This window comes from Carboxylicivirga sp., assembly GCF_982718395.1.
In genome coordinates this window covers 31,216-53,338 of the sequence record NZ_CEXQWX010000023.1, presented here as the reverse complement: position 1 = coordinate 53,338, position 22,123 = coordinate 31,216, and the positions used below count along the sequence as shown (strand labels likewise).

At 38.1% G+C, this 22,123-nt stretch carries 17 protein-coding genes and 1 tRNA gene; 8 read left to right on the top strand and 10 right to left on the bottom strand.

Translation table 11 applies throughout. The features are described from left to right. Window positions 1–1,098, bottom strand: a 1,098-nt coding sequence (locus AC4MRQ_RS06790; RefSeq protein WP_491196904.1) for a S26 family signal peptidase, incomplete at its 3' end; no start/stop codon positions are given. A 16-nt stretch (window positions 1,099–1,114) separates the two neighbouring features. Then, the gene (dapB, locus tag AC4MRQ_RS06785; RefSeq protein WP_491196903.1) at window positions 1,115–1,831 is read right to left on the bottom strand and encodes a 4-hydroxy-tetrahydrodipicolinate reductase; all 717 of its coding nucleotides are present in this window, start codon (window positions 1,829–1,831) and stop codon (window positions 1,115–1,117) included. Window positions 1,832–2,735: 904 nt separating this feature from the next. Here dapB and AC4MRQ_RS06780 point away from each other — a divergent pair. Further along, entirely contained in the window at window positions 2,736–3,665 is a 930-nt protein-coding gene (locus AC4MRQ_RS06780; protein ID WP_491196902.1) for a glucosaminidase domain-containing protein, read from the top strand. A 56-nt stretch (window positions 3,666–3,721) separates the two neighbouring features. Here the strand turns inward: AC4MRQ_RS06780 and fmt are convergent, their stop codons facing one another. The 3 genes from fmt to AC4MRQ_RS06765 form a co-directional block, all read right to left on the bottom strand. Continuing rightward, entirely contained in the window at window positions 3,722–4,687 is a 966-nt protein-coding gene (gene fmt / locus AC4MRQ_RS06775; RefSeq protein ID WP_491196901.1) for a methionyl-tRNA formyltransferase, read from the bottom strand. 15 nt (window positions 4,688–4,702) lie between these two features. Further along, on the bottom strand, window positions 4,703–4,891 hold the full coding sequence (locus AC4MRQ_RS06770; RefSeq protein WP_491196900.1) for a C1orf53 family protein: 189 nt from the start codon (window positions 4,889–4,891) through the stop codon (window positions 4,703–4,705). Between the two features lie 203 nt (window positions 4,892–5,094). Beyond that, the gene (locus AC4MRQ_RS06765) at window positions 5,095–6,081 is read right to left on the bottom strand and encodes a dihydroorotate dehydrogenase-like protein (protein WP_491196899.1); all 987 of its coding nucleotides are present in this window, start codon (window positions 6,079–6,081) and stop codon (window positions 5,095–5,097) included. A gap of 62 nt (window positions 6,082–6,143) precedes the next feature. Between AC4MRQ_RS06765 and AC4MRQ_RS06760 the strand changes: the two genes are divergently transcribed. Continuing rightward, window positions 6,144–7,241, top strand: coding sequence for an anhydro-N-acetylmuramic acid kinase (locus AC4MRQ_RS06760; RefSeq protein ID WP_491196898.1), 1,098 nt, complete (start codon window positions 6,144–6,146; stop codon window positions 7,239–7,241). 329 nt (window positions 7,242–7,570) lie between these two features. Continuing rightward, a complete protein-coding gene (locus tag AC4MRQ_RS06755) occupies window positions 7,571–9,496 on the top strand; it encodes a peptide-N-glycosidase F-related protein (protein ID WP_491196897.1) in 1,926 nt (641 codons plus the stop codon). A 233-nt stretch (window positions 9,497–9,729) separates the two neighbouring features. Here AC4MRQ_RS06755 and AC4MRQ_RS06750 read toward each other — a convergent pair whose 3' ends face one another. From AC4MRQ_RS06750 to AC4MRQ_RS06735, 4 genes are all read right to left on the bottom strand, one after another. After that, a complete protein-coding gene (locus AC4MRQ_RS06750; protein ID WP_491196896.1) occupies window positions 9,730–10,968 on the bottom strand; it encodes a bifunctional 3,4-dihydroxy-2-butanone-4-phosphate synthase/GTP cyclohydrolase II in 1,239 nt (412 codons plus the stop codon). 186 nt (window positions 10,969–11,154) lie between these two features. Beyond that, on the bottom strand, window positions 11,155–12,663 hold the full coding sequence (locus AC4MRQ_RS06745; RefSeq protein WP_491196895.1) for an LptF/LptG family permease: 1,509 nt from the start codon (window positions 12,661–12,663) through the stop codon (window positions 11,155–11,157). A 145-nt stretch (window positions 12,664–12,808) separates the two neighbouring features. Continuing rightward, the gene (locus tag AC4MRQ_RS06740) at window positions 12,809–14,248 is read right to left on the bottom strand and encodes an LptF/LptG family permease (protein ID WP_491196894.1); all 1,440 of its coding nucleotides are present in this window, start codon (window positions 14,246–14,248) and stop codon (window positions 12,809–12,811) included. Between the two features lie 119 nt (window positions 14,249–14,367). After that, window positions 14,368–14,757, bottom strand: a complete 390-nt coding sequence (locus tag AC4MRQ_RS06735) for an START-like domain-containing protein (RefSeq protein WP_491196893.1) — start codon at window positions 14,755–14,757, stop codon at window positions 14,368–14,370. A 261-nt stretch (window positions 14,758–15,018) separates the two neighbouring features. Here AC4MRQ_RS06735 and AC4MRQ_RS06730 point away from each other — a divergent pair. The 5 genes from AC4MRQ_RS06730 to fucP all read left to right on the top strand — a co-directional run bounded on the left by AC4MRQ_RS06730 (window position 15,019) and on the right by fucP (window position 21,200). Next, window positions 15,019–15,092: transfer RNA gene (locus tag AC4MRQ_RS06730), tRNA-Met, on the top strand. 178 nt (window positions 15,093–15,270) lie between these two features. Beyond that, window positions 15,271–16,281 carry a LacI family DNA-binding transcriptional regulator gene (locus AC4MRQ_RS06725; RefSeq protein WP_491196892.1) on the top strand — a complete coding sequence of 337 codons (1,011 nt, stop codon included), beginning with the start codon at window positions 15,271–15,273 and terminating at the stop codon, window positions 16,279–16,281. Window positions 16,282–16,321: 40 nt separating this feature from the next. Continuing rightward, window positions 16,322–17,980 carry a ribulokinase gene (locus AC4MRQ_RS06720; protein ID WP_491196891.1) on the top strand — a complete coding sequence of 553 codons (1,659 nt, stop codon included), beginning with the start codon at window positions 16,322–16,324 and terminating at the stop codon, window positions 17,978–17,980. An 11-nt stretch (window positions 17,981–17,991) separates the two neighbouring features. Next, complete coding sequence (locus AC4MRQ_RS06715) at window positions 17,992–19,779, top strand: L-fucose isomerase (protein WP_491196890.1); 1,788 nt, start codon at window positions 17,992–17,994, stop codon at window positions 19,777–19,779. Between the two features lie 125 nt (window positions 19,780–19,904). Continuing rightward, complete coding sequence (gene fucP, locus AC4MRQ_RS06710) at window positions 19,905–21,200, top strand: L-fucose:H+ symporter permease (RefSeq protein WP_491196889.1); 1,296 nt, start codon at window positions 19,905–19,907, stop codon at window positions 21,198–21,200. A gap of 134 nt (window positions 21,201–21,334) precedes the next feature. Here fucP and AC4MRQ_RS06705 read toward each other — a convergent pair whose 3' ends face one another. Then, the gene (locus tag AC4MRQ_RS06705; RefSeq protein WP_491196888.1) at window positions 21,335–22,108 is read right to left on the bottom strand and encodes a phosphatase PAP2 family protein; all 774 of its coding nucleotides are present in this window, start codon (window positions 22,106–22,108) and stop codon (window positions 21,335–21,337) included. Window positions 22,109–22,123: the final 15 nt, after the last annotated feature.

The following is a 22,123-nucleotide window of genomic DNA, read 5'->3' as shown; positions in this document are numbered from 1 at the left end:
TTTAAGCGGACCAAAATTATCACGACTCCAGTTATAATCACTACTGTACGGGAATACATTAAAACCTGAACCATTTGGTTTCGACTCAACCATCTTAACTAATTTTACAAATGGCATAGTTTTCACCTTTTCAGCCATTCCTTCGGTCAGATTTAAAATATAGTTAGGTGCAGAACCTATACTCTCCTGATCGGCTTTCGAAATCTCAAGTTTTTCAAAGAAACGAGAATTCAAAGTGGTACCATCGGTCTGAACATGATAAAGGTGCTGAATATTTTCAGGGTTTGTAACCGCTTTACCGTTAATAAAAATTTGATTGCTGCGGATCTCAAAAACATCACCTGGAAGTGCCACACAACGCTTCACATAGTTGTCGCGACGATCGACCGGACGTGCCAGTACTTCTCCATAGGTACGAGGATCATCTTTAATAATTTTGCTACCAATGCCCATCAAGTATTGATTGCGTTCCCAGTCCGAGTTAAACGGCGTTGAACGCTGTAACGATCGATCTTGGGAGTACATAAATGCCCCCTTTTGCAAACACTGCTCAAAGTATGACGGATTATTGCTTAGGAACGGAACGGTATCACCAGCCGGAAAGTTAAATACAACAATATCATCGCGCTTAACCTTACCAAAACCTTTTAATCGCTTGTAATCCCAATGAGGCCAATCCGTATAAGACTTGCTGTTGGTGATAGGGAAAGTATTCTGAACCAATGGAAAAGCAATTGGTGTATTAGGCATGCGAGGACCGTAACTTACTTTACTTACGAACAAGTGATCACCAACCATCAATGATTTCTCCAATGAGCTGGTTGGAATCTTATAATTCTGAAACAGAAAAATATTGATCATATAAACCGCGATCAGGGCGAAAACCAATGCATCGGTCCATTCAACAACGGCACTTGGCTTTTTACCATCTTTGGTTTTCTTCCAAAAATCCCAAGGAATTTTTTTTGTGATATAACTATCGAATAAAAGTGGATATAACAATAGTAACCAATAATTACCAACCCATATAACCCATAGGAAGAAAACGATGCTGGCAATACCCAGTTTAATCCATCTTAATTTTGATACATTTTGCATTAGAGTAAGATTTAGCTTAGAAGTTTAATAAGTCGTTCATGCTTAAGAAGCCCTTGTTTTTAGCAGCAAACTCAGCAGCCAATACAGCACCAAGGGCAAACCCTTTTCGTGATTTGGCACTGTGGTGAATAATAATTTCGTCAACTGCTGAATCGTATTTAATAGTGTGGATGCCTGGTACTTGTCCTTCACGAATAGCTTTTATGGCCACATCGCCATCATTCTCTTCTTTGTTGAGTTTCCAATTTGTTTTGGCATCAATGTTTTCGATTAAGTCTTCAGCCAGGGTAATGGCTGTACCGCTTGGAGCATCCAGCTTTTGTGTGTGGTGCACTTCTTCCATTGATACATTGTACTCGTTCATTTTATTCATGATGCGAGCCAGCTGCTTGTTTAGTTCAAAGAAGATGTTGACGCCTAAACTAAAGTTAGAAGCATAGAAGAAGGTTTGTTGACCATTTTGGCATCGCTCTTTGATATCCTCCCATTTATTTAACCAGCCGGTGGTACCCGAAACAACCGGAATGTTTGATTCGAAACACTTCAGGTAATTGTCATAAGCTGCCTCAGGGCGTGTAAATTCAATGGCCACATCGGCCGATTTAAATTGATCATCGTTAAAGGAATCGTTACTTGAAATGTCAATTTTGCTAACTATTTCGTGTCCGCGGTCAAGAGCAATTTTCTCAATCTCCTGCCCCATTTTCCCGTAACCGACAAGTGCTATTTTCATGTGTATATAATTTGCATTTTAATTGTCACATGGAACTCTCAAGAAATTTTAATCATCACCCAGTGTGTAATTTTTAAGATTAAAATTTACATGTTCGTTTCATGTGTTTTATTTATTTTTTTAGTGTCACACGCCTGATTATGCAGGCTGGTAATGTCCAGTTAAAATTGGTGGACATTTAATTTGTTATTAATTCTATTCGGATGCTTTGTTGAGCTTTTCACTTGCAACAATTTATTGTTGAATTGTAAAGCATTGTGACTTTTATATGTATTAAAATCAACAGTAAAACAAACCGTTCGGGCAAAGATAAAAAATTAGTAAGTAAGTCGGTGGTCTATTCTCCTTTAAGCAAATGTATTCATGCACACTTTAACCTTTCTTTAACGAATAGCCTTTGTTGTGTTCGTTTATTGGTTGATAATGTATGATTTATCGTCCTCGTTGTAGATAAAGGTTCCCTCTTTCTATAATTTTCCCTCTTTCGTCTTTAATTTTTATACAGTGTTCTGCCTTTTTTTAAGAAAGTTCTATGAAAATTGCAAAACCATCAGGTTTTTGTCTGGAAAGATCTACGTTCTTTCCAGAAAGTTCTGTCTTTTTCGCAGAACGATGTAAGAAAAAGGCAGAATGACCTATAAAAATTATAGAAAGTGGCTTCAAGAAACCAGGTGATTGGCTGATTGAGTTAGATTGATCTCATTCAATCGGAGAACAACTAGCACAAGTTGTTTAAGTTTGGAGACAGAAAGCTAATTGATTCAGATGTATTAAAAACGTTTGATCAATTTATTAGCTTTTAATACTTATTCACTTAATTGATCGTTTATTAAATTGGACTCATGTTCTGACAAAAGTTGATAAATTTTATCTTTGCCTCTGTCATGCACATAAATTATAAGCAATGAAGTATATTCTAATAACAATATCTCTTTTTGCCTGGAGCTTTACAAGCAGTATCAACGGGCAATCGTACCGCAAAACAACTACTCCCGAATACATTGAGCAATACAAAGATTTAGCCATTAAAGAAATGAAACGTGTTGGGATACCGGCGAGTATTACAATGGCGCAAGGTATTCTGGAATCGGGAAGTGGAAACAGCACGCTGGCACGAAAATCCAATAATCACTTTGGTATTAAATGTCATAGCGATTGGAAAGGGAAGCGTGTATATCATGACGATGATGCCAAAGGCGAATGTTTTAGAAAATACAAAACCGTGTATGAATCGTATATTGATCATTCAGAGTTTTTAGTTGATAAAAAACGCTACGCCAGTTTGTTTAATTTAAAAACAACGGATTATAAAGGTTGGGCCAAAGGATTGAAGAAAGCCGGTTATGCCACCGATCCGAAATATGCACATCGACTTATTGATATTATAGAAAAACATAAACTCTATCTGTTGGATGAAAACAAAGCCTGGAAGAAACCACCATCCAAGCAAGGAGATGATAATTTTGTAATCACGACCTACAACACACATGTGATTGATTATAACAATGGAGTGAAGTATATCCGGGTTGAAGAAGGTGATACCTTCGAATCTGTATCTGAAGAGTTTGGATTACGTCCTTGGGAATTATATAAATACAACGATTTGTCTAAAGGCGATAATATTCAAGCTTACCGATATATTTATATACAGGGCAAAAAGGGTAAAGCACACAGAAGTCATGAATACCATGTGGTAAAAGAAGGAGAAACCTTACATTACATATCACACAAATATGGTATTAAGTTGAGTAAACTCTTACGATTTAATAAGCTAAATGAGGGTGCCAAAGTGAAAGCTGGCGATAAGCTGAATCTAAGGCGGAAGAAGAAATAAAGACATTAAGAAGGCCTCATTCGTGCAAATGAGGCCTTTTAATATCTATTCCCAATTTATACAACACCTTCAATTTGCTCAGTATCAAAACCGCGCAATAAGTCTGATGTTGTCATGCGTTTTTTACCAGCGATCTGCAACTCTTCAATCTTAAGGGAACCATCTCCAGTACCAATCAGTAAAAAGCTCTTATTATCAGATGCAATAGTACCTGGCATCAATTTCTCTGAATGATCGGCTATAGCATAAAAAACTTTGACACTAAGTGATTTTCCATTCTTCATTTTGAATTCGGTCCAGGCCGTTGGATATGGTGATAAACCGCGGATATGATTGCGAATCATTTCTGTATCATTGCTCCAATTGATTCGACAGTCATCTTTAAAGATTTTTGGTGCCGGATTTAATTGACTGGTATCGGCAAATTCATCCTGCGGAGTGGCTTTTACTTTATCATCAGCAATGTCGGTGACTGTCTTCAAAACCAATCCCGCTCCCAATTTCATCATCTTATCATGTACAGTTCCCGCAGTATCTTCATCTGTAATTGGTAGTTCCGATTGATAAATGATATTACCTGTATCTATCTCGTGCTTCAAAAAGAATGTGGTGACACCGGTTTTTTTGTCGCCATTAATTACAGCCCAGTTGATAGGTGCTGCCCCGCGGTATTGAGGCAATAAAGAGCCATGCAAATTAAACGAGCCGAACGGAGGCATATTCCATACTGCTTCGGGTAGCATTCTAAATGCAACAATAATTTGAAGATCGGCTTTCAAATCTTCTAATTCTTTCAAAAAATCAGGATTCTTCAGTTTTTCGGGTTGTAGCACTGGTATATTCACTGATAGAGCATATTCTTTTACCGGTGATTGTTTTAGTTTCTGACCACGACCGGCAGGCCTGTCAGGTGCTGTTACTACACCAACAACATTATTTTGATTTTCCACAAGGGCTTTCAGACTCTCTACAGCAAAGTCGGGCGTACCCATAAATACAATTCGTAAATCCTTATTAGCCATATATCATGTTTTATTTTATTCTTTTAGTTCGCGGTTCCCTTTTTGGTGCAGTGGGAAATAGGGGCAATGCCTGCAACCATTACCACAACAGTAGCCGCGTTCTTTTAAATATTTCTCTGTCATCACTCTAAATCCTCTGGGATCCATGTAGTAATCTACATTCTCTTCCAAAGGATCTGACATATAATAATCGTCAAAATCCATCTAAATAATGTTTGGTACACAAAGATAAGGCGAAATGTGGATTTGTTTCTAAAGTGGAAGTTTAATCAATAGAGGAAAGGATTATTTATTGAGTTAAGGATAAAGCATGCAAAAAAGATCGTATCCTTAATTTGGCCAATTGCAAAAAGGATCGCTCCAAATAAATGAAGCGATCCTTAGCTTTTTAGAGTTCTTATTTCGCTTTACTTCTCGCTAAACTGTTTCATAAATTGCACTCTCAGGTATCCCGCTGGATTAACGGCTTTTGATTGACTTAACATGCCTCTGAAATCATCCAGGTTATTGAAATTTTGTTTAGTCATCCACTTATCAATTTCGTGATTATAGCGCTCTATGGTTTCAATACCGTTTTGATATAGTGTACTTGCAAGCTGTACCACGTTTGCCCCTGCCAATATCATCTTCAGGATGGTACGTGACTCATGGATACCAGTTGTGGCTGCCAAATCACATTCTGTACGACTTGATGTGATGGCGATCCAGCGTAATGGCATGGTATATTCATATTCCTTGCTGAAAACGTGAGTAGGGATTACTTCGAGGTTATCCACATCAATATCAGGTGAGTAAAAACGATTGAAAAGGACTAAACCGGCAATGCCAGATTTGGACAGGCGTGTGATGATATCTGCCAAATTGGAGAAATAATGACTGATTTTAATCGATACTGGAATGTTAACTTCTTTTAGTACTGCATCGATCACATCAAAATATACCTGCTCATTATCTTCTCCTTTACGATCTGTATCCGATGGTAAGGTAAAGATATTAAGCTCAATGGCATCAGCTCCGGCATCCTGCAAAGTGCGGGCATATGATGGCCAGTTATGAGCAGTAATACAATTGATGCTGGCAATAACAGGTATACCAACCTCTTTTTTGCAATCGTTAATCAGTTTTAAGTAGTCAGTTAGTGTTCCTTCTACATCGAAGGTATCGTAATAATCCATTGTTTCTGGATAAAGGTAATTTTGCGAGTGCATGCGATGCAGTTCACGCTCCATTTCCGTTACAATTTCCTCTTCGAATAGTGATTTAAGAATAACAGCTCCGGCTCCGGCTTTTTCAATTTTCTTAATGTCTTCCAACGAGTTGGTTAATCCGGAACTGGCTGCAATTATGGGACTTTTTAATTGTAGTCCAAGATAAGTAGTCGAAATGTCGGGCATAATTTTAGAATTTTGTTGAATAAAGGGATATTGAAAATAAATATCTTCACTAATTTAAAGTTTTGGAAGATAAATATGCCATGTTTAAACAAATAAAGAATTCGTATTGTTGTGTGGGATTGATGTCAGGTACCTCCTTGGATGGACTTGATATTATATTGTGTCAATTGGAAAAATCCGATTTAGGTTGGCAATATCAGATATTGAATAGTACAACTATAAGCTATTCAGATCATTGGCGTCAAAGCTTGCTAAATGCTCCACTATCAGGAGCAAAGCAATTGCTTAAACTGAATCGACGCTATGGAGAATGGGTCGTTGAGCAGATCAATGAATTCCTCGATCCGGTAAAAGAGAAGCCGGATTTAATTGCATCTCATGGACATACAGTTTTTCATGAACCAGAGAATGGTTTTAATTTTCAGTTAGGTGATCCAAATATTATTGCGGCCAGAACGGGCATTACAACGGTTTCTGATTTCAGAAGTCTGGATGTATGTCTTGGTGGGCAAGGGGCTCCTCTGGTACCAATTGGTGATAGTTTGCTATTCTCAGATTACGAAGCATGCGTTAATATCGGAGGTTTTGCTAATGTGTCGTGTCAGAAGAATAACCAGAGAATTGCCTGGGATGTTTGCCCGGTTAATTTTGTTATCAACCGTCTTGTGAGTAAAATAGGATTGGCAATGGATAAAAATGGCAAACTAGGTCAGCAGGGCAATGTGATACCCGAATTATTGTCACAGTTGAATAGCTTAATATATTATAGAGAAAAAGCCCCCAAATCTCTGGCACAGGAATGGGTTGAAAAGGATTTTTGGCCAATAGTACATACTTATAAAAACAGTACTCTTAATGATATACTTCGTACATGCTATGAGCATTTCTCTGATGCGATTGCAAGTGATCTAAACCAATATATACAAAAGGGAAAGATACTCTTTACCGGAGGAGGCGTTTATAACAAATTTTTAATGCAGTTGCTTAAAAGTAAACTGAAATCCAGTGTAGTTATTCCCGATAATACATTAATTGACTTTAAAGAAGCGCTTGTATTTGCATTACTTGGTGTGCTCCGGCTTAGAGGAGAAGTCAATTGTTTAAAGAGTGTAACAGGAGCTAAACGAGATAATTGCTCCGGTGTGGTTACTCTTGGATAAAGCCTGATCTAATACGGGGAAGGAGTGATCGTTATAATAATTTACAGCAGGCATTTGATCTAATGTCCTGTGGTGTTGTGCCAATTATTGTTTCCATTCATTTTCATATTATGTGGTGAAATGTTTAAAGCCAGTGTGCAGGTTGGATGCGGATGATTAAAGATACTATATTGCTGATCTATCATTACGAATTCAACCTAATTTAAATCAGATGAAGTAATCTTGTACATTCAATGATTTGGTCAATGCTGTCTTATAATTGAATTATATGTGAGTTTCCGGTACGTATTGTATGGGCATCTGATAAATTGAAAGTAAAATTTAAACACATGAAACAATTATTATTTTTGATGTCGCTTTTGCTGTTTAGTACCGCGATTTGTGCACAAACACAAACAATTAATACGCACGATAAGGTTACCATCTACACTAATCCTTCAAAAGGAAGTAATAGCTTTAAACAGTGGGGTGTATTTCCGTCTCAGGATAAGGAAGTGAGGCGTATAGTTATGCATCTGACATTAGCTTATCCTGAAGACAGGGCCATTGCTCATTGGGATTATATGGATCGTATTAAGATTCTTCGCCAGGGAGGAAAGAAAGGCAAGGTGCTTGACTACGAGATAGGCCGCATGTTAACACCTTATGGAAGTAATTTTAAAGAGGGATGGAATTATACCTGGAGCGTTGATGTGACCGATTTTCAGGCTTTTCTTCGCGATAGTGTTGAGCTGGAATACATTCATTCTGGTTATGAGTCACCTGATCTTGGGTGGGATTTGAGTATCAACTTTGAGTTTTTGTTTGGGCCTCAAGTGGCCGACTTTATCAAACTGGATAAATTGTGGACCGGAGGTTTCCAATATGGTAACCCGAAAAATGATATTGAAAAAAGCCTGAAACCAATTCAAATTAAGAAGGCAAATAATAGTTCTTTTGGTCGCTTCCGAATTCAGCAAACTGGTCACGGAATGGATCAGCCAAATGGATGCAGTGAATTTTGTAGTCGTTGGCGCGAAATGATTTTTGATGGTCAGGTGGTTGATCATCGTGATTTATGGAAAGAGTGTGGAGATAATCCGCTTTATCCGCAAGGCGGTACATGGATTTTTGATCGTGGCCACTGGTGTCCGGGAGATTTACAAACGCCAGATATTGTGGATGTGATGCTTAGCCGCAAGAAGCATACTGTTGATCTGAAAATGCAACCCTTTACTGCTAATAATATCAATCAACCAAAAGAAGAAATAGCTTCATTTTTTATTCAGTATGGTGCACCTAATAACCAGCATGATGTCGCTATAGAAGAGATTATCGCGCCAAACAATCTGGACAATTACAATCGTTTTAATCCAAGAGGCTTCAATCCGATTATAAAGATTCGTAACCTGGGCAGTGAAACACTTCATCGTTTATTGATTAATTATCAAACGGAAGGTTTTGAAACGAAGACTTATGAGTGGACAGGCGAACTGGATTTTTACCAATCAATGACAATATCTTTGCCGGGTGAGATTGAATCAAGAGAAGGAACCAATATATTTTCTGTAGTATTGAGCGAACCAAATGGAGAAGATGATGAGTGGGATGGAGATAACAGTATGAAATCTGAATTTGAACCAATACCAACTTTACCGTCGAAGTTTGTGGTTGATTTTATGACCAATAAGCAGCCTGGTGAAAATTCATTGTTTATTGTGAATAGTGCCGGAGATAGTATTTATATGAAGAAGCCAGTTGATCTAAAGCCAGATACCACATACCTGGATACTCTGAAGCTACCTGAAGGAAAATACTTTATGCAACTCACAGATACAGCAGGTACAGGTCTTGAGTTTTGGTTTTTTGCAAAGGCAGGTTATGGTCGCTTGCGTTTAAAAGATACGGAAGATAACCTTATTAAACTATTCGAGAGTGATTGTGGGAACGGGCTTTTCTATGCTTTTCAAACCCAGGATGACTTCCAGGTAGATACCACAAAGTCGCATTTGTCGGTTAATATTTACCCAAGAATGGTTGAGGAGTATGCAACTGTATATACCACGACCAATATTGCTTCAACATTAAAATTACGAATCACAAAGGATGGTGAGTACATCGAAATGCATGAATTCACCAATGTAAAAGATTCACAAACGGGTCTAGATTTGCGTCATTTAGTAGATGGCCGCTATGTAATGGAGATTTATATTAACGGAGAACATCAAATGAATCGTAGATTTAATAAAGTGAAGAAAGGAAGTCTTAAATGGTAAGTTAGAGGAAATATAAAGAAACTGGTGGAGCCTTAAATGATCATTTTTCAATCTTATCACTAATCACACCCATAAATGATCACATTACTTGACCGCAGAAATAAGTAATGGCATCCACCAGCACCTCTTAACTATGAAACACACCAAGCAAAAATATGTTTACATATATTTTAAATAAAGACATAAAAAAAGGAGGCTTATGCCTCCTTTAAATTTTATGTAATCGTTATCAATTACTTATTATCGTATTTAAAGAACTGCAGGTTGTGTCCCATTCGTTCTTTTTTCGTTTTCATGTAATGTTTATTGTGAGGATTTGGAGATACCTCAATCGAAATATTCTCCACTACTTCCAAACCATATCCTTCAAGTCCGATTCGTTTGATTGGATTATTAGTCATCAGGCGCATTTTACCAACACCCAGTTCACGAAGGATTTGCGCACCTACACCATAGTCGCGCTCGTCCTCTTCAAATCCTAGCTCAATATTGGCATCAACGGTATCCATGCCTTCTTCCTGAAGCTTGTAGGCTGCAATCTTATTCATTAAGCCAATGCCACGGCCTTCCTGATTCATATATACAACAACACCCTTTCCTTCGTTTTCGATCAATTCCATGGCTTTATGCAACTGTTCGCCACATTCACATCGTAATGAGCCAAAGATATCCCCTGTAGCACAAGATGAGTGAACACGCACAAGGATTGGTTCGTCTTCATTCCATTCGCCTTTAATAAGGGCCATGTGCTCCAGTCCGTTTGATTTTTGTTTAAATGGAATAAACCGGAAATCACCCTGAGCTGTTGGAAGGTTGACTTCAACTCCTTTGATAATTAAGCTTTCTTTTTTAAGGCGATAGGCGATCAGATCTTTAATGGTAATAATCTTCAGATTAAATTTCTCAGCGATCTTCACTAATTGTGGCAGGCGTGCCATGGTACCGTCTTCATTTAAAATCTCAACGAGAACGGCAGCGGGTTGAAGTCCGGCCAATCTTGCTAGATCAACACCAGCTTCCGTGTGACCAGCTCGACGCAGAACACCTCTGTTTTTAGCTTTTAAAGGAAAGATGTGCCCCGGGCGTCCTAGTTCTTCTGGCTTAGTTTCCGGGTTTGTAAGTGCCAAAATTGTTTTAGCACGGTCGGAAGCTGAAATACCAGTTGTACAACCATGACCTAATAAATCAACAGAAACTGTGAATGGTGTTGCATGACTAGCAGTGTTTTTACCCACCATTAAATCTAATTCCAACTCTTCACATCTCTCTTCTGTTAATGGGGTACAAATTAAACCACGTCCGTGAGTGGCCATAAAATTGACCTTTTCCGGAGTCATTGTTTCAGCAGCCGCAATGAAGTCACCTTCATTTTCGCGATCCTCATCATCAACAACAATAATTAGTTCACCATTCTTAATAGCTTCAATAGCCTCAGGTATTGAATTCAATTTAAACTCTTGTTCTGTTGACATTTGTTATATTTAATTTCAACGGTGTTATCACTATGGGAGTGCAAAATTAATGAAATTAAAAACCAAAACAATGAAATGCCTCAGGTCTTGGCGTTTGTTTCATATGATTATAGTCTAATTTCATTTGATTGATGCAACTTTCAGATATGGTTTATCAGTCTCTATCGGTTCGATAAGAATATGGTATTAAGAGTTCGTTTCAGCTTCTTCCTCCTTATCCAGTCTGTTTTTCAGATCATACTTTTCACGCCTAAATAACTTTCGGAAGAAAATAGTGTAAGCATCTGCGTTGAGTAAAGTTGAATCGGTTGCGGACTTATACGTTAAAAATGCACCCAATGGAAACAGAATGGATGAAGACAACCACATGCCTTGGTATACTTGCCATGCGCCTTCCTTGGCAAACTTTACTCCCAAGGTATCAACAATGTAATAGAAGATAAAGAACAAAACTGAAATAACCACAGGCATACCAAGACCTCCTTTACGTATAATAGCCCCAAGTGGAGCCCCGATAAAGAAGAATATAAAGCAGGCAAATGAAAGCGTGAACTTACGGTGCACCTCCATATAGTGTTTGGTTATTTTTGATTGATAATTGCGGTAGCGCGTTAATTTTCCTTCCAGTTGGCTACGGTTATCTTGCGCTTGTCTTTTTGCTCCCTCAATTGCAATCAATTGTTGATTGCTGCTCATTGCCTGAAATAATGAGTCATAATTTAAAGGCGAAATCGAATCAATCGATGTTTTTGGGGCTTCTTTATTGCGTCTTTGGTAGTATCTACGTTGCTGGAAATAAAAATCATCTGTTTGTTTTCTGATATTGGCCACTACCTCATTTTGTTGCATGTTCAAGGTGTCAATACCATCTTGCAACTGTTCAAGGTTCTTCATTCGGTCGTGGCTGGAAAACAATTGTTCATCAGAGCGCTCCAGGTTATGCCCTTCCATCTCAAAAAGGGCAATCTGTTTTTTAAATTTATCACGTCTGAACCGTTGCTTCTCTCTGTTATCTAAACGTTTCTTCTGGTTCTGAACATTTTCCTCAAAACGAATGCCATCCATCAAGGTTAATTTCATAAAGCCATTGTCTTTGGCTACTTGTAATTTACCAGAATCGGCTAGTGTAACGTTAGAGTTTGGGTTACGACTATCGCGGTGGTCGTAGATCATCACATCGTGCATCAAGCCAGTAGCCTGATCTTTACTTTTAATTTTTATTCTGAAATCTTCAATTCCATCGTAAAATATCTGCTCTTTTATCTCAAGCTCAGGCTTTTTTTGTTTGACTGACCAAAGTAAAGTGTAGAGCTTAAGGTTGGCCCACGGCAAAACATTGTTGGAAAAACCGAAAGCAAGTATGGATATGATAATCGTAACGATAATTAGTGGTTTCATAGTTCGGAGCAAAGATACCCCGGATGCCTTAATGGCGGTAAGCTCATAATTTTCACCCAGGCTTCCGAATGTCATTAAAGACGCTAAAAGAATAGCCAGCGGCAAAGCCATTGGTATCACCTGTACCGAAGCATAGAACATCAGCTCACCTAAAGTGAAAAAGTCAAGGCCTTTACCAACCAAGTCATCAACATATCTCCAAAGAAACTGCATTACCAGAATAAACAATGATATAAAGAATGTCATTGCTAACGGGCCTAGATAACTCTTTAAAATAAAAAGGTGTAATTTCTTCATCGTCTCTATAAACTCCTAACCACGAATTTGTACATTCGCTTTGACAAAGTTAGTTGAAACATTGGAACAACCATATATCGTGATTTAGGTTTTTAGCTTTTGAATACTGCTAATGGTGTTCCAATGTCTTAATCAAGAGGCAGTATTATTTGTCAAGACTGTTTTGTAAATTGAAGGATTCACGATTGAGTAATCTATTAACAAGAGCTTTAAGGTCATCGATATTAAGTAAACTTGAATCTCTTACCGATTGATAGGTTAGAAATATGCTGATAAGTAATAGAACAGCTGATGAAAGCCACATTCCGACAGCAACGGGAAATACTCCCTTTAGAGCCATATTAGCCCCAAACGTGTCGAGTAAATAATAGACGATAAAAAAGGCAATAGCCAACACTACCGGCATGCCTAACCCTCCCTTTCGAATAATAGCACCTATGGATGAACCAATAAAAAAGAAAATAAAACAGGTGAATGGGAGTGTAAATTTGCGATGTAATTCAATTTGATGCTTTAGTTGATCAGAACGAGTCTTTTCAAGTTTTTTAATTTCCTGGGTTAGCGATACCAGTTTATTTTGTACGTAACGTTTAGCTGATTTTATCCCTAAAAGTTGATTGTTATTGCTTAAGGTATTCAAGCTTGAGTTTATTTGTTCTGAACTATAATCCTGACTAGGATTTTGTTGAGGTCGCAACTTATGATCCAAGGTAATCTGGTTGGTAATTAAGGATTGCTTCTTTTTAAATTCTTTTATGTCATTAGTTAATTGCGTAAGATTTTTCATCTTGTTATGATTGGCATAACCAGATTCATCTATTCTTGTAAATTCCTGATTCTGGATGTTGAATTGGGAAATTTGTTTTTTAAATACATCATGACGGAATTGTTGCTGATCGTGTAAAGAGAGTTCTGTTGTTTGACCTTTGACATTGCCTTCATATTGAGATCCATTGTGCAAAGTGAGGCGCATCATCTGTGATTCTTCATCCATTTTAAGTGAGCCTGTTTCAGCAACAGTAGTGTTTGATGTTGGATTATTGATATTACTGTGATCATAAATCATTACACCATATAACATTCCGCTTTGTTTGTCTTTCTGGTCAACTTTAATGCTATATAAGTCCAATTTATTAAATACACCCTCTTTAATTTCCAATTCTGGTTGGTGAGTTTTTATCGAATACAAAAGTGTATGAAACTTAAGGTTTGCCCAAGGCATAACATTATCTGAAAAGAAAAATGCCATAAACGATATTAAACCTGTTATTAGAATGAGTGGCTTCATGGCCTTTAATAAGGAAATGCCAGATGCCTTAATGGCCGTTAACTCATAATTCTCACCCATACTTCCAAATGTCATTAATGAAGCAAGTAAAATAGCAAGTGGCAAGGCCATTGGAATAACTTGTAGAAGAGAGTAAAGTAATAACTCTGAGAGAGTGAAAGTGTCAAGTCCCTTACCAACTAAAATATCGATATATCGCCAAAGAATTTGTAAAAGCAGTATGAAAATTGATATGAAGAATGTAGCAGCTAATGGTCCGAGATAACTTTTGAGTATAAAGAAATGAAGCTTTTTCATACAGAGGAAAAGTTGAGATTGTGTTCATTAGACAATTGATTCTTCAACTTCTCTTACCTTTTTCTCAAAAAAAAAACGCCTGACCATTTGGTCAGACGCAATACCGTGTTTCTTTATAATTAAACGGAACCAAGTCCGTGCTTTAGTTCATCAATTTGATTATTCCATAGTTCAATGGAATCTTCTTTTTCATCTGCCTCAGCAAAGTCCACTACAACTAAAGCTGTTTCTCCCGTTAAATCATCTACATTAATACGAAATTCGAAATACGCTTTATCATCGTCATCGTCCAGCCAATGATAGCGCACCATTTTATTTTCTTTTCGCAGCACCTGCTCAGCCTGTTGTTCAGAACCTTCCCAAACAAATGTATAGACTTTGCCTTTTAAATTAACATCATCAGCAAACCATTCGGAGAGTCCGCTGGGGCTGCTTAAACGAGAAAATAATATTGAAGGAGATGTTTTAATAATATATTCCAGCTCGTATTTTTCTTTTTGAGTAGGCATGTTGGTATTTTTTAATCATCTGTTATGGGCTACAATATAACAGAATTCTTTAAAAATTAAAACTGGCAGGGATGTACTTTTTAATTAGGACTGAATAAAATTAATTAAATGTGATGTAACTCTTACTTAGTTTGTTTCATGTTGACAATAGAAAAAATGTAAATATTTTTGATTCTTTTGTTGGTAGGAATAAACTTTTGCCCTACATTTGCAACCGCAAAAACGGAGAAGCACAAAGGTGTAACAAACTCCAAGCATAATGCCGAGGTAGCTCAGCTGGTTAGAGCGCAGGATTCATAATCCTGAGGTCGGCGGTTCAAGCCCGCCTCTCGGTACAGATAATAGGCGATTCAGGATTTTCTGGATCGCTTTTTTATTGATATTATCACTACGATCTTCATACCTGCCTTGTTTATACAGCTTATAAAAAACATGATTTATTAGTTAATTATTTAGCAAAAACGTTTTAGCGAATTTTATTTTATTACATTTGAAGCCAGGTAATTCCATTAAATGAAAAAGAAACGCGTCAAATTAGTAGATATAGCAGCAGAATTAAAAGTTTCTGTCGGTTTGGTATCCTTGGTACTTTCAGGTAAATCCAAAGAAAACCGGATAAGTGATGCGTTGGCAAAGAAAGTGATGGAAACAGCTAATGCGATGGGCTATTCAGCCAATCAACTGGCCAGAGGATTAAGAACAGGTAAAAGTGGAATTATTGGTTTGGTGGTTGCTGATATTGCCAACCCTTATTTTGGTAAAATGGCTCGTTTTATAGAGAATGAGGCAAGTAAAGTGGGTTATCAAGTGATGTTCGGTAGTTCTGATGAAAACCCGGATAAACTTCAAAAAATAATTGAGGTGTTTATATCACGCCAGGTTGATGGAGTAATAGTGGTTCCGGTTAAAGGAAGTCAGACATTCTTTCAAAATTCGCCCATTCAGGTTCCGCTTGTATTTATTGATCGCTATTGCGACGGTATTGAAGAGGATTATGTGTGTTCAGATAATTTTGAAGGAGCTTTTCAACTGTGTAATCTATTGATTAATAAGGGCCGTAAGCAGATTGCGTCTTTTGTCTATAATACTGATTTAAGTAACAATAGGGATCGGATTAAAGGATACAGAGCAGCTATAGCAGAAGGTGGACTTTCTGCAGATAACGATGTGATTTACGAGGTTGGTTACAAGCACTTGGAAACACGTTTAGAGCCGGCATTGAAAGATGCATTGAAAAAGGGGTGTGATGCTTTCTTTTTTGCTAATAACAGCCTGGGGGTAGAGAGTCTCAAAATTTTTGATAAGCTTGGATGTAAAATGGGAAAAGATATTTCGATGGTCAGTTTTGATAATCCTGAGGTGTATCACGTTGTTAAGCCTGGAATAACCTGTTTTGAACAACCAATTGAGGCAATGAGTCAAACAGCAGTAAAAATATTGATTGATAAGATTATAAATAGTTCAAATAGCACAATTTCAAAACGAATGATTGCAGGAAATCTTGTTTTACGGGAATCGTGCTAAAAATTTTTGCATTAATGCTAAAACGTTTAAGCAATAACTTATGTATACATTAGGAATAGATTACGGATCAAATGCAGTTCGTGTACTTCTTGCTAATGCAGAGCGCGGAGAGGTATTAGCTACAGCTGCGGTAGATTACGGACAGGCCGAAAAAGGTGTTTATTCAGATGATAAAGATGCTAATGTAGCCCGGCAGGACGCAGATGACTACCTTGATTCTTTAGTAAAGGCTTGTCAGAAACTGAAAAGTTATGAAGCGTTAAGTAGTTTTGATTGGAGTTTGATATCAGGGATTGGTGTTGATGCAACCGGGTCTACGCCAATTCCTGTTACTGAAGATCTAAAACCACTTAGCACACTCGATAAATTTAGTGATAATCTTAATGCCAAAGCGTGGATGTGGAAGGATCATACATCTGAAGAGGAAGCACTACAAATAACGCGTTTGGCAAGGGAGATTCGGCCTGACTTTATGAAAACTTGTGGAGGAAAATACTCGTCTGAATGGTTTTGGGCTAAACTATGGCATTGTGCTCAGGTTGACCATGAAGTATTTGACGCAGCTTTCACTTGGGTGGAATTCAGTGATTTTATTCCTGCCATACTAACGGGAGTAGAAAAATCAGTTGATGTGAAACGAAATGCTTGTGCAGCTGGACATAAAGCTCTTTATAACTCTAAATGGGGAGGTTTTCCTGATAAGGAGTTTATTACTCAATTGGACAAGCGGTTGGGTAAAATAGCGGACACCTTACCTGACAAAGCATTGGCAGTAGATAAGGTTGCCGGCTATTTATGTGAGGAGTGGGCTCAGAAGTTAGGTTTATCGGCAGGTGTTGCTGTAGCAATGGGAGCTTTAGATGCGCATGTTGGTGCCATTGGTTCTGGTGTTAATAATCAAACACTTGTTAAAATTATAGGTACCTCAACCTGCGATATTATTGTAGGAAATGATTCATCGGCTGTAATAGAAGGAGTTTCAGGTATTGCTGAAAATTCTGTTATTCCGGGATTTCTGGGAATTGAAGCGGGGCAAAGTGCTGTAGGCGATATTTTTAAATGGTATGTGGAGAAATTACTGGATAAAAATGATGACGCTCACATAGTGTTTACCGAAAAAGCTCAGAAACAGAAACCGGGACAAAGCGGATTATTGGCACTTGATTGGAACAATGGTAATCGCGATATATTATCTGACCCGAGTTTACGTGGATTAATATTGGGACAATCATTACATACTCAGGATTTTGAGGTGTATCGTGCATTAATTGAGGCAACTGCCTATGGCGCCAAACGAATTATTGACCAGTTGGAATCATCAGGAATTATAATTGACCGTATCATCTGTTGTGGCGGGATTCCTCAAAAAAACAAGTTGTTTATGCAGATATATGCCGATGTACTTAATCGGCCTGTAGATGTGGCCGAGAGCGATGAAACCGTTGCCTTGGGAGCTGCAATGATTGGCGCTTTGGCCGGATATAAAAGCAATGGTGAGATTATTTTATTGACCGATTTACAAAAACGTTTTTGTAAAGTGAGCAGTTTGAGTTATCAGCCAAAATCTGAAAATGTTACGGTATATGCAGAGTTGTATAAGCTCTATTTACAATTGCATGATGCCTTCGGTACACCAACCGGAAGCGGTAATCTTTATAATGTAATGAAGCAATTAATCCAAATAAAAAATAACATCTAAAATATTGAATAATGGCAAACAGACTAATTGGTGATTTACCAAAAGTAGGTATTCGTCCGGTCATTGATGGACGCGAGAGAGGTATTCGCGAATCGCTGGACCCACAAGTTATGGCTCTGGCCAAAGCCGCAGCCGATTTTATTGAAAACAATTTACGTTTTCCAAGTGGAGAAAAGGTACAATGTGTTATTGCTGATACATGTATTGGAGGCGTTGCCGAATCAGCTATGTGTGCTGAGAAATTTAAGAAGGAAGGCGTTGGCGTATCCTTAACCATTACGCCTTGCTGGTGTTATGGTACAGAAGTAATGGATACAGATCCTTTGATGCCTAAGGCAGTTTGGGGCTTTAACGGAACAGAACGTCCAGGCGCCGTTTACCTGGCAGCTGCTTTGGCCGGATATGCGCAGAAAGGATTACCAACCTTTGGCATTTATGGTCGTGATGTACAGGGTTCAGGAGATACAAATATTCCGGCAGATGTACAGGAAAAAATTCTTCGTTTTGTAAAGTCAGGTTTGGCTGTGGCGCAAATGGCTGGTAAATCATATTTATCTGTTGGCTACTGCTCAATGGGTATTGCAGGTTCAATGGTGGATAGCAACTTCTTTCAGGATTATCTTGGTATTCGTACTGAGTTTGTTGATTCTGTGGAAATACTTCGTCGAATTGATGAAGAGATTTACGATATAGAGGAATTTGCAAAGGCTCTGGCATGGACCCGGGCAAATTGTAAAGAAGGTAAGGACTACAACAATAAGGAAAATCAGGCCGATGATGTTCGTAAGCAACATGAGTGGGAAACTGTCGTTAAAATGACGTTGATCTGTCGTGACCTGATGGTGGGTAATCAAAAATTAGTTGAACAAGGCTATCGTGAAGAAGGACTTGGTCGTAATGCGATTCTGGGCGGTTTCCAGGGGCAGCGTCAGTGGACCGACTACCAACCCAATGCCGATTTTACAGAAGCTATTCTGAATTCTTCTTTCGACTGGAATGGAATACGTCAGGCCTATGTATTTGCCACAGAAAATGATAGCTTAAATGGTGTATCAATGCTATTTGGTCATTTACTGACTAATACAGCTCAGATCTTCTCTGATGTAAGAACCTTTTGGAGCCCCGATGCCGTTAAGCGCGTAACAGGAAAAACTCTGGAAGGTAAAGCTGCCGATGGTGTTATTCATCTTATTAATTCAGGCTCAACAACACTTGATGCTACGGCTCAGCAGAGAGATGAAGCTGATAATCCCGCTATGAAAGCATATTGGGAGATTTCAGAAGAAGAGGTGCAGAAATGTTTGGATAATACACGTTGGCCACAAGCTGTTCGTGAGTATTTCCGGGGAGGAGGTTATTCGTCACTGTTTAAAACAGAAGGAGAAATGCCGGTAACCATGTGCCGTGTAAATATTATTAAGGGACAAGGCCCGGTTCTTCAGATTGCAGAAGGTTGGACCGTTGAGTTGTCAGACGACGTTCATAATATACTTAATGAAAGAACGAACCCAACCTGGCCAACAACTTGGTTTGTGCCACGTACCACTGGAACAGGTGCATTTAAGGATGTGTACAGTGTGATGGCCAACTGGGGAGCTAATCATGGAGCCATTTCATATGGTCATATTGGAGCAGACTTGATCACATTGGCATCAATGCTACGCATACCAGTATGTATGCACAATGTGGATGATGAAAAAGTATTTCGTCCGAGTGCATGGGCTGCGTTTGGTGAGAATAAAGAGGGTTCGGATTACAGAGCTTGTGAAGTGTACGGACCATTATACGGAGTTAAGTAAGTGTATAAATAGAGGTTTTAATTGCCCGGATATCCAACGGGATAATCGGGCAATTATATGATTTACTTTACCATTACCATTGACCAAAATGATTGATTATCAGATTAACTATTAAATCCGAAAAAGTGAAAAATAAAGAAAAAGTGGTATCTAAAGAGCTATTGGTACCATTTATAATGATTACCTGTTTATTTGCCCTATGGGGATTTGCTAATGATATTACAAATCCGATGGTGGCTGCTTTTAAAACAGTGATGGAAATTACCAATGCTAAAGCATCTTTAATACAGTTTGCTTTCTATGGAGGATACGGTACCATGGCGATTCCGGCAGCACTGTTTGTTAAAAAATACTCATATAAAAAAGGTGTTTTACTAGGATTGATACTATATGCTGTGGGTGCATTGCTCTTTTACCCTGCTGCACAGTTTGAGGCCTTTGGATTCTTTCTGGGGTCCCTTTATATACTCACCTTTGGTTTGGCCTTTTTAGAAACAACAGCCAATCCTTACATCTTATCGATGGGTGATGAGGCAACAGCTACACGCCGCTTAAATTTGGCACAATCTTTCAATCCGTTGGGTTCTATCATGGGAATGTTTGTTGCCTCAAAAGTTATCCTGGCTTCGTTAGATTCTGATGTACGGGATGCTGCAGGTAACCTGGTTTTTGAGTCAATGAGTGTAGCCGAAAAAGCAGTTGTGCGAACACACGATCTGGCTGTGATTCGAAATCCTTACGTGATTTTAGGATTTGTTGTAATAGTGATGTTTATTATTATTCTCGTTTCTAAAATGCCAGAACGCAGAAATGCAGATCACACAGTCAGGACAAAAGACACGTTTAAGCGCTTACTCAAGAATATTAAGTATCGCGAAGGAGTAATTGCACAGGTGTTTTACGTAGCAGCTCAGATTATGTGTTGGACTTTTATCATTCAATACGCTGAGAATCTTGGAATAGATAAATCAACGGCTCAGGATTACAATATTGTAGCAATGGCCTTGTTTGTTAGCAGTAGATTCATAAGTACTGCGTTAATGAAATATATTAATGCAAGAAAGTTGTTGATGATTTTTGCTATCGGTGGTATGCTAACAACCACTGGTGTGATCCTGATCGAGGGTATGTTAGGGTTGTATTGTCTGGTTGGAACTTCAATATTTATGTCGCTCATGTTCCCAACTATATACGGAATTGCTTTACATGGTCTAGGTGATGATGCAACAATTGGCGCAGCAGGTTTGGTAATGGCTATTGTTGGAGGTGCCTTAATGCCACCAATTCAGGGAGCAATAATTGATATGGGTACTGTGGCTTGGTTACCTGCCGTTAATGCCTCATTTATATTACCATTTATTTGTTTTATTGTTATTGGAATTTATGCTTACCGAACATTGACGGTTTTTAAACATGAATAGTACAAAAAGCACTGTTGAATATATACAGTAGAATTCTTCAAACTAAGAAAAGAGGGTCAAGGCCTTCTTTTTTTATTCTATTTTAATCGCTTAGTGAATTAATAAAGTTTTTGATCGATGCATTAATTCATCTGCTATTTCTGCTTTACCAATCGATCGATGAACCTGAACGAGATTAAAAGGTATCCGGCTGCGCTTCCTGTAATAGCCCCGATTGAAATATCAGTTGGAGAATGAACTCCTAAGATAACTCTTGAAAGGGCTACCAGAATAGCCCAGCAGAATGGCACCAGAAAAAATAATCGACGTCTGTAATCATTGTAGATAAAAAGTATAATATAGGCCATGAGTGTTGTCATCAGAAAAGCATTAACTGAGTGACCGGACGGAAATGAATAGCCCGTTTCATGTAACCAGTGGTTCAAAACATCAGAATGGAGTTCTTCTCCGTCAAACGATATAAACCCAGGTTGATTATTATCTATGAATATTTGCAAATATTGGCGACGCTCTGATTTGCTGTCTAACGAATAGAAGTGTTCACTATTAAATCCTTTTTCACTGGCCAGGTATTTAATATTTGGCCGTTCAATCTTTAATCGTTCTTTAATGCTGTACTCATTGAATTGAGCAAAGATTCCTAAAACCGCTGAAAAAAGAACCAATGATATAATAACAGACAAAAGTTTTCTTCGCCATCCACTATACTGAAAACTAATGATCATGCAAAAACCAATAGTTATAAGAGGTACTCCAGCGGTGCCTCCAGTGTTTGAAATAAATAACCAGAATTTTGCTGCCCATCCTTCATGCACAGCCGAAAAACCATACGGTAATAAGTAGGTGCTTGAAACAATTAGCAATGAAATAATTGATGTAATTAGCAGTATTTTGAGCCGTTGTTTCATAAATCTAATTCAATG

What these genes read in the sequence shown, in the direction of transcription:
- AC4MRQ_RS06715 (WP_491196890.1), top strand. Translation starts at nt 17,992, where the DNA reads ATGGCAAACAGACTAATTGGTGATTTACCAAAAGTAGGTATTCGTCCG.
- AC4MRQ_RS06705 (WP_491196888.1), bottom strand. Translation starts at nt 22,108, where the DNA reads ATGAAACAACGGCTCAAAATACTGCTAATTACATCAATTATTTCATTG.
- AC4MRQ_RS06780 (WP_491196902.1), top strand. Translation starts at nt 2,736, where the DNA reads ATGAAGTATATTCTAATAACAATATCTCTTTTTGCCTGGAGCTTTACA.
- AC4MRQ_RS06750 (WP_491196896.1), bottom strand. Translation starts at nt 10,968, where the DNA reads ATGTCAACAGAACAAGAGTTTAAATTGAATTCAATACCTGAGGCTATT.
- AC4MRQ_RS06745 (WP_491196895.1), bottom strand. Translation starts at nt 12,663, where the DNA reads ATGAAGAAATTACACCTTTTTATTTTAAAGAGTTATCTAGGCCCGTTA.
- AC4MRQ_RS06740 (WP_491196894.1), bottom strand. Translation starts at nt 14,248, where the DNA reads ATGAAAAAGCTTCATTTCTTTATACTCAAAAGTTATCTCGGACCATTA.
- AC4MRQ_RS06720 (WP_491196891.1), top strand. Translation starts at nt 16,322, where the DNA reads ATGTATACATTAGGAATAGATTACGGATCAAATGCAGTTCGTGTACTT.
- AC4MRQ_RS06765 (WP_491196899.1), bottom strand. Translation starts at nt 6,081, where the DNA reads ATGCCCGACATTTCGACTACTTATCTTGGACTACAATTAAAAAGTCCC.
- AC4MRQ_RS06755 (WP_491196897.1), top strand. Translation starts at nt 7,571, where the DNA reads ATGAAACAATTATTATTTTTGATGTCGCTTTTGCTGTTTAGTACCGCG.
- fmt (WP_491196901.1), bottom strand. Translation starts at nt 4,687, where the DNA reads ATGGCTAATAAGGATTTACGAATTGTATTTATGGGTACGCCCGACTTT.
- AC4MRQ_RS06770 (WP_491196900.1), bottom strand. Translation starts at nt 4,891, where the DNA reads ATGGATTTTGACGATTATTATATGTCAGATCCTTTGGAAGAGAATGTA.
- AC4MRQ_RS06735 (WP_491196893.1), bottom strand. Translation starts at nt 14,757, where the DNA reads ATGCCTACTCAAAAAGAAAAATACGAGCTGGAATATATTATTAAAACA.
- dapB (WP_491196903.1), bottom strand. Translation starts at nt 1,831, where the DNA reads ATGAAAATAGCACTTGTCGGTTACGGGAAAATGGGGCAGGAGATTGAG.
- AC4MRQ_RS06725 (WP_491196892.1), top strand. Translation starts at nt 15,271, where the DNA reads ATGAAAAAGAAACGCGTCAAATTAGTAGATATAGCAGCAGAATTAAAA.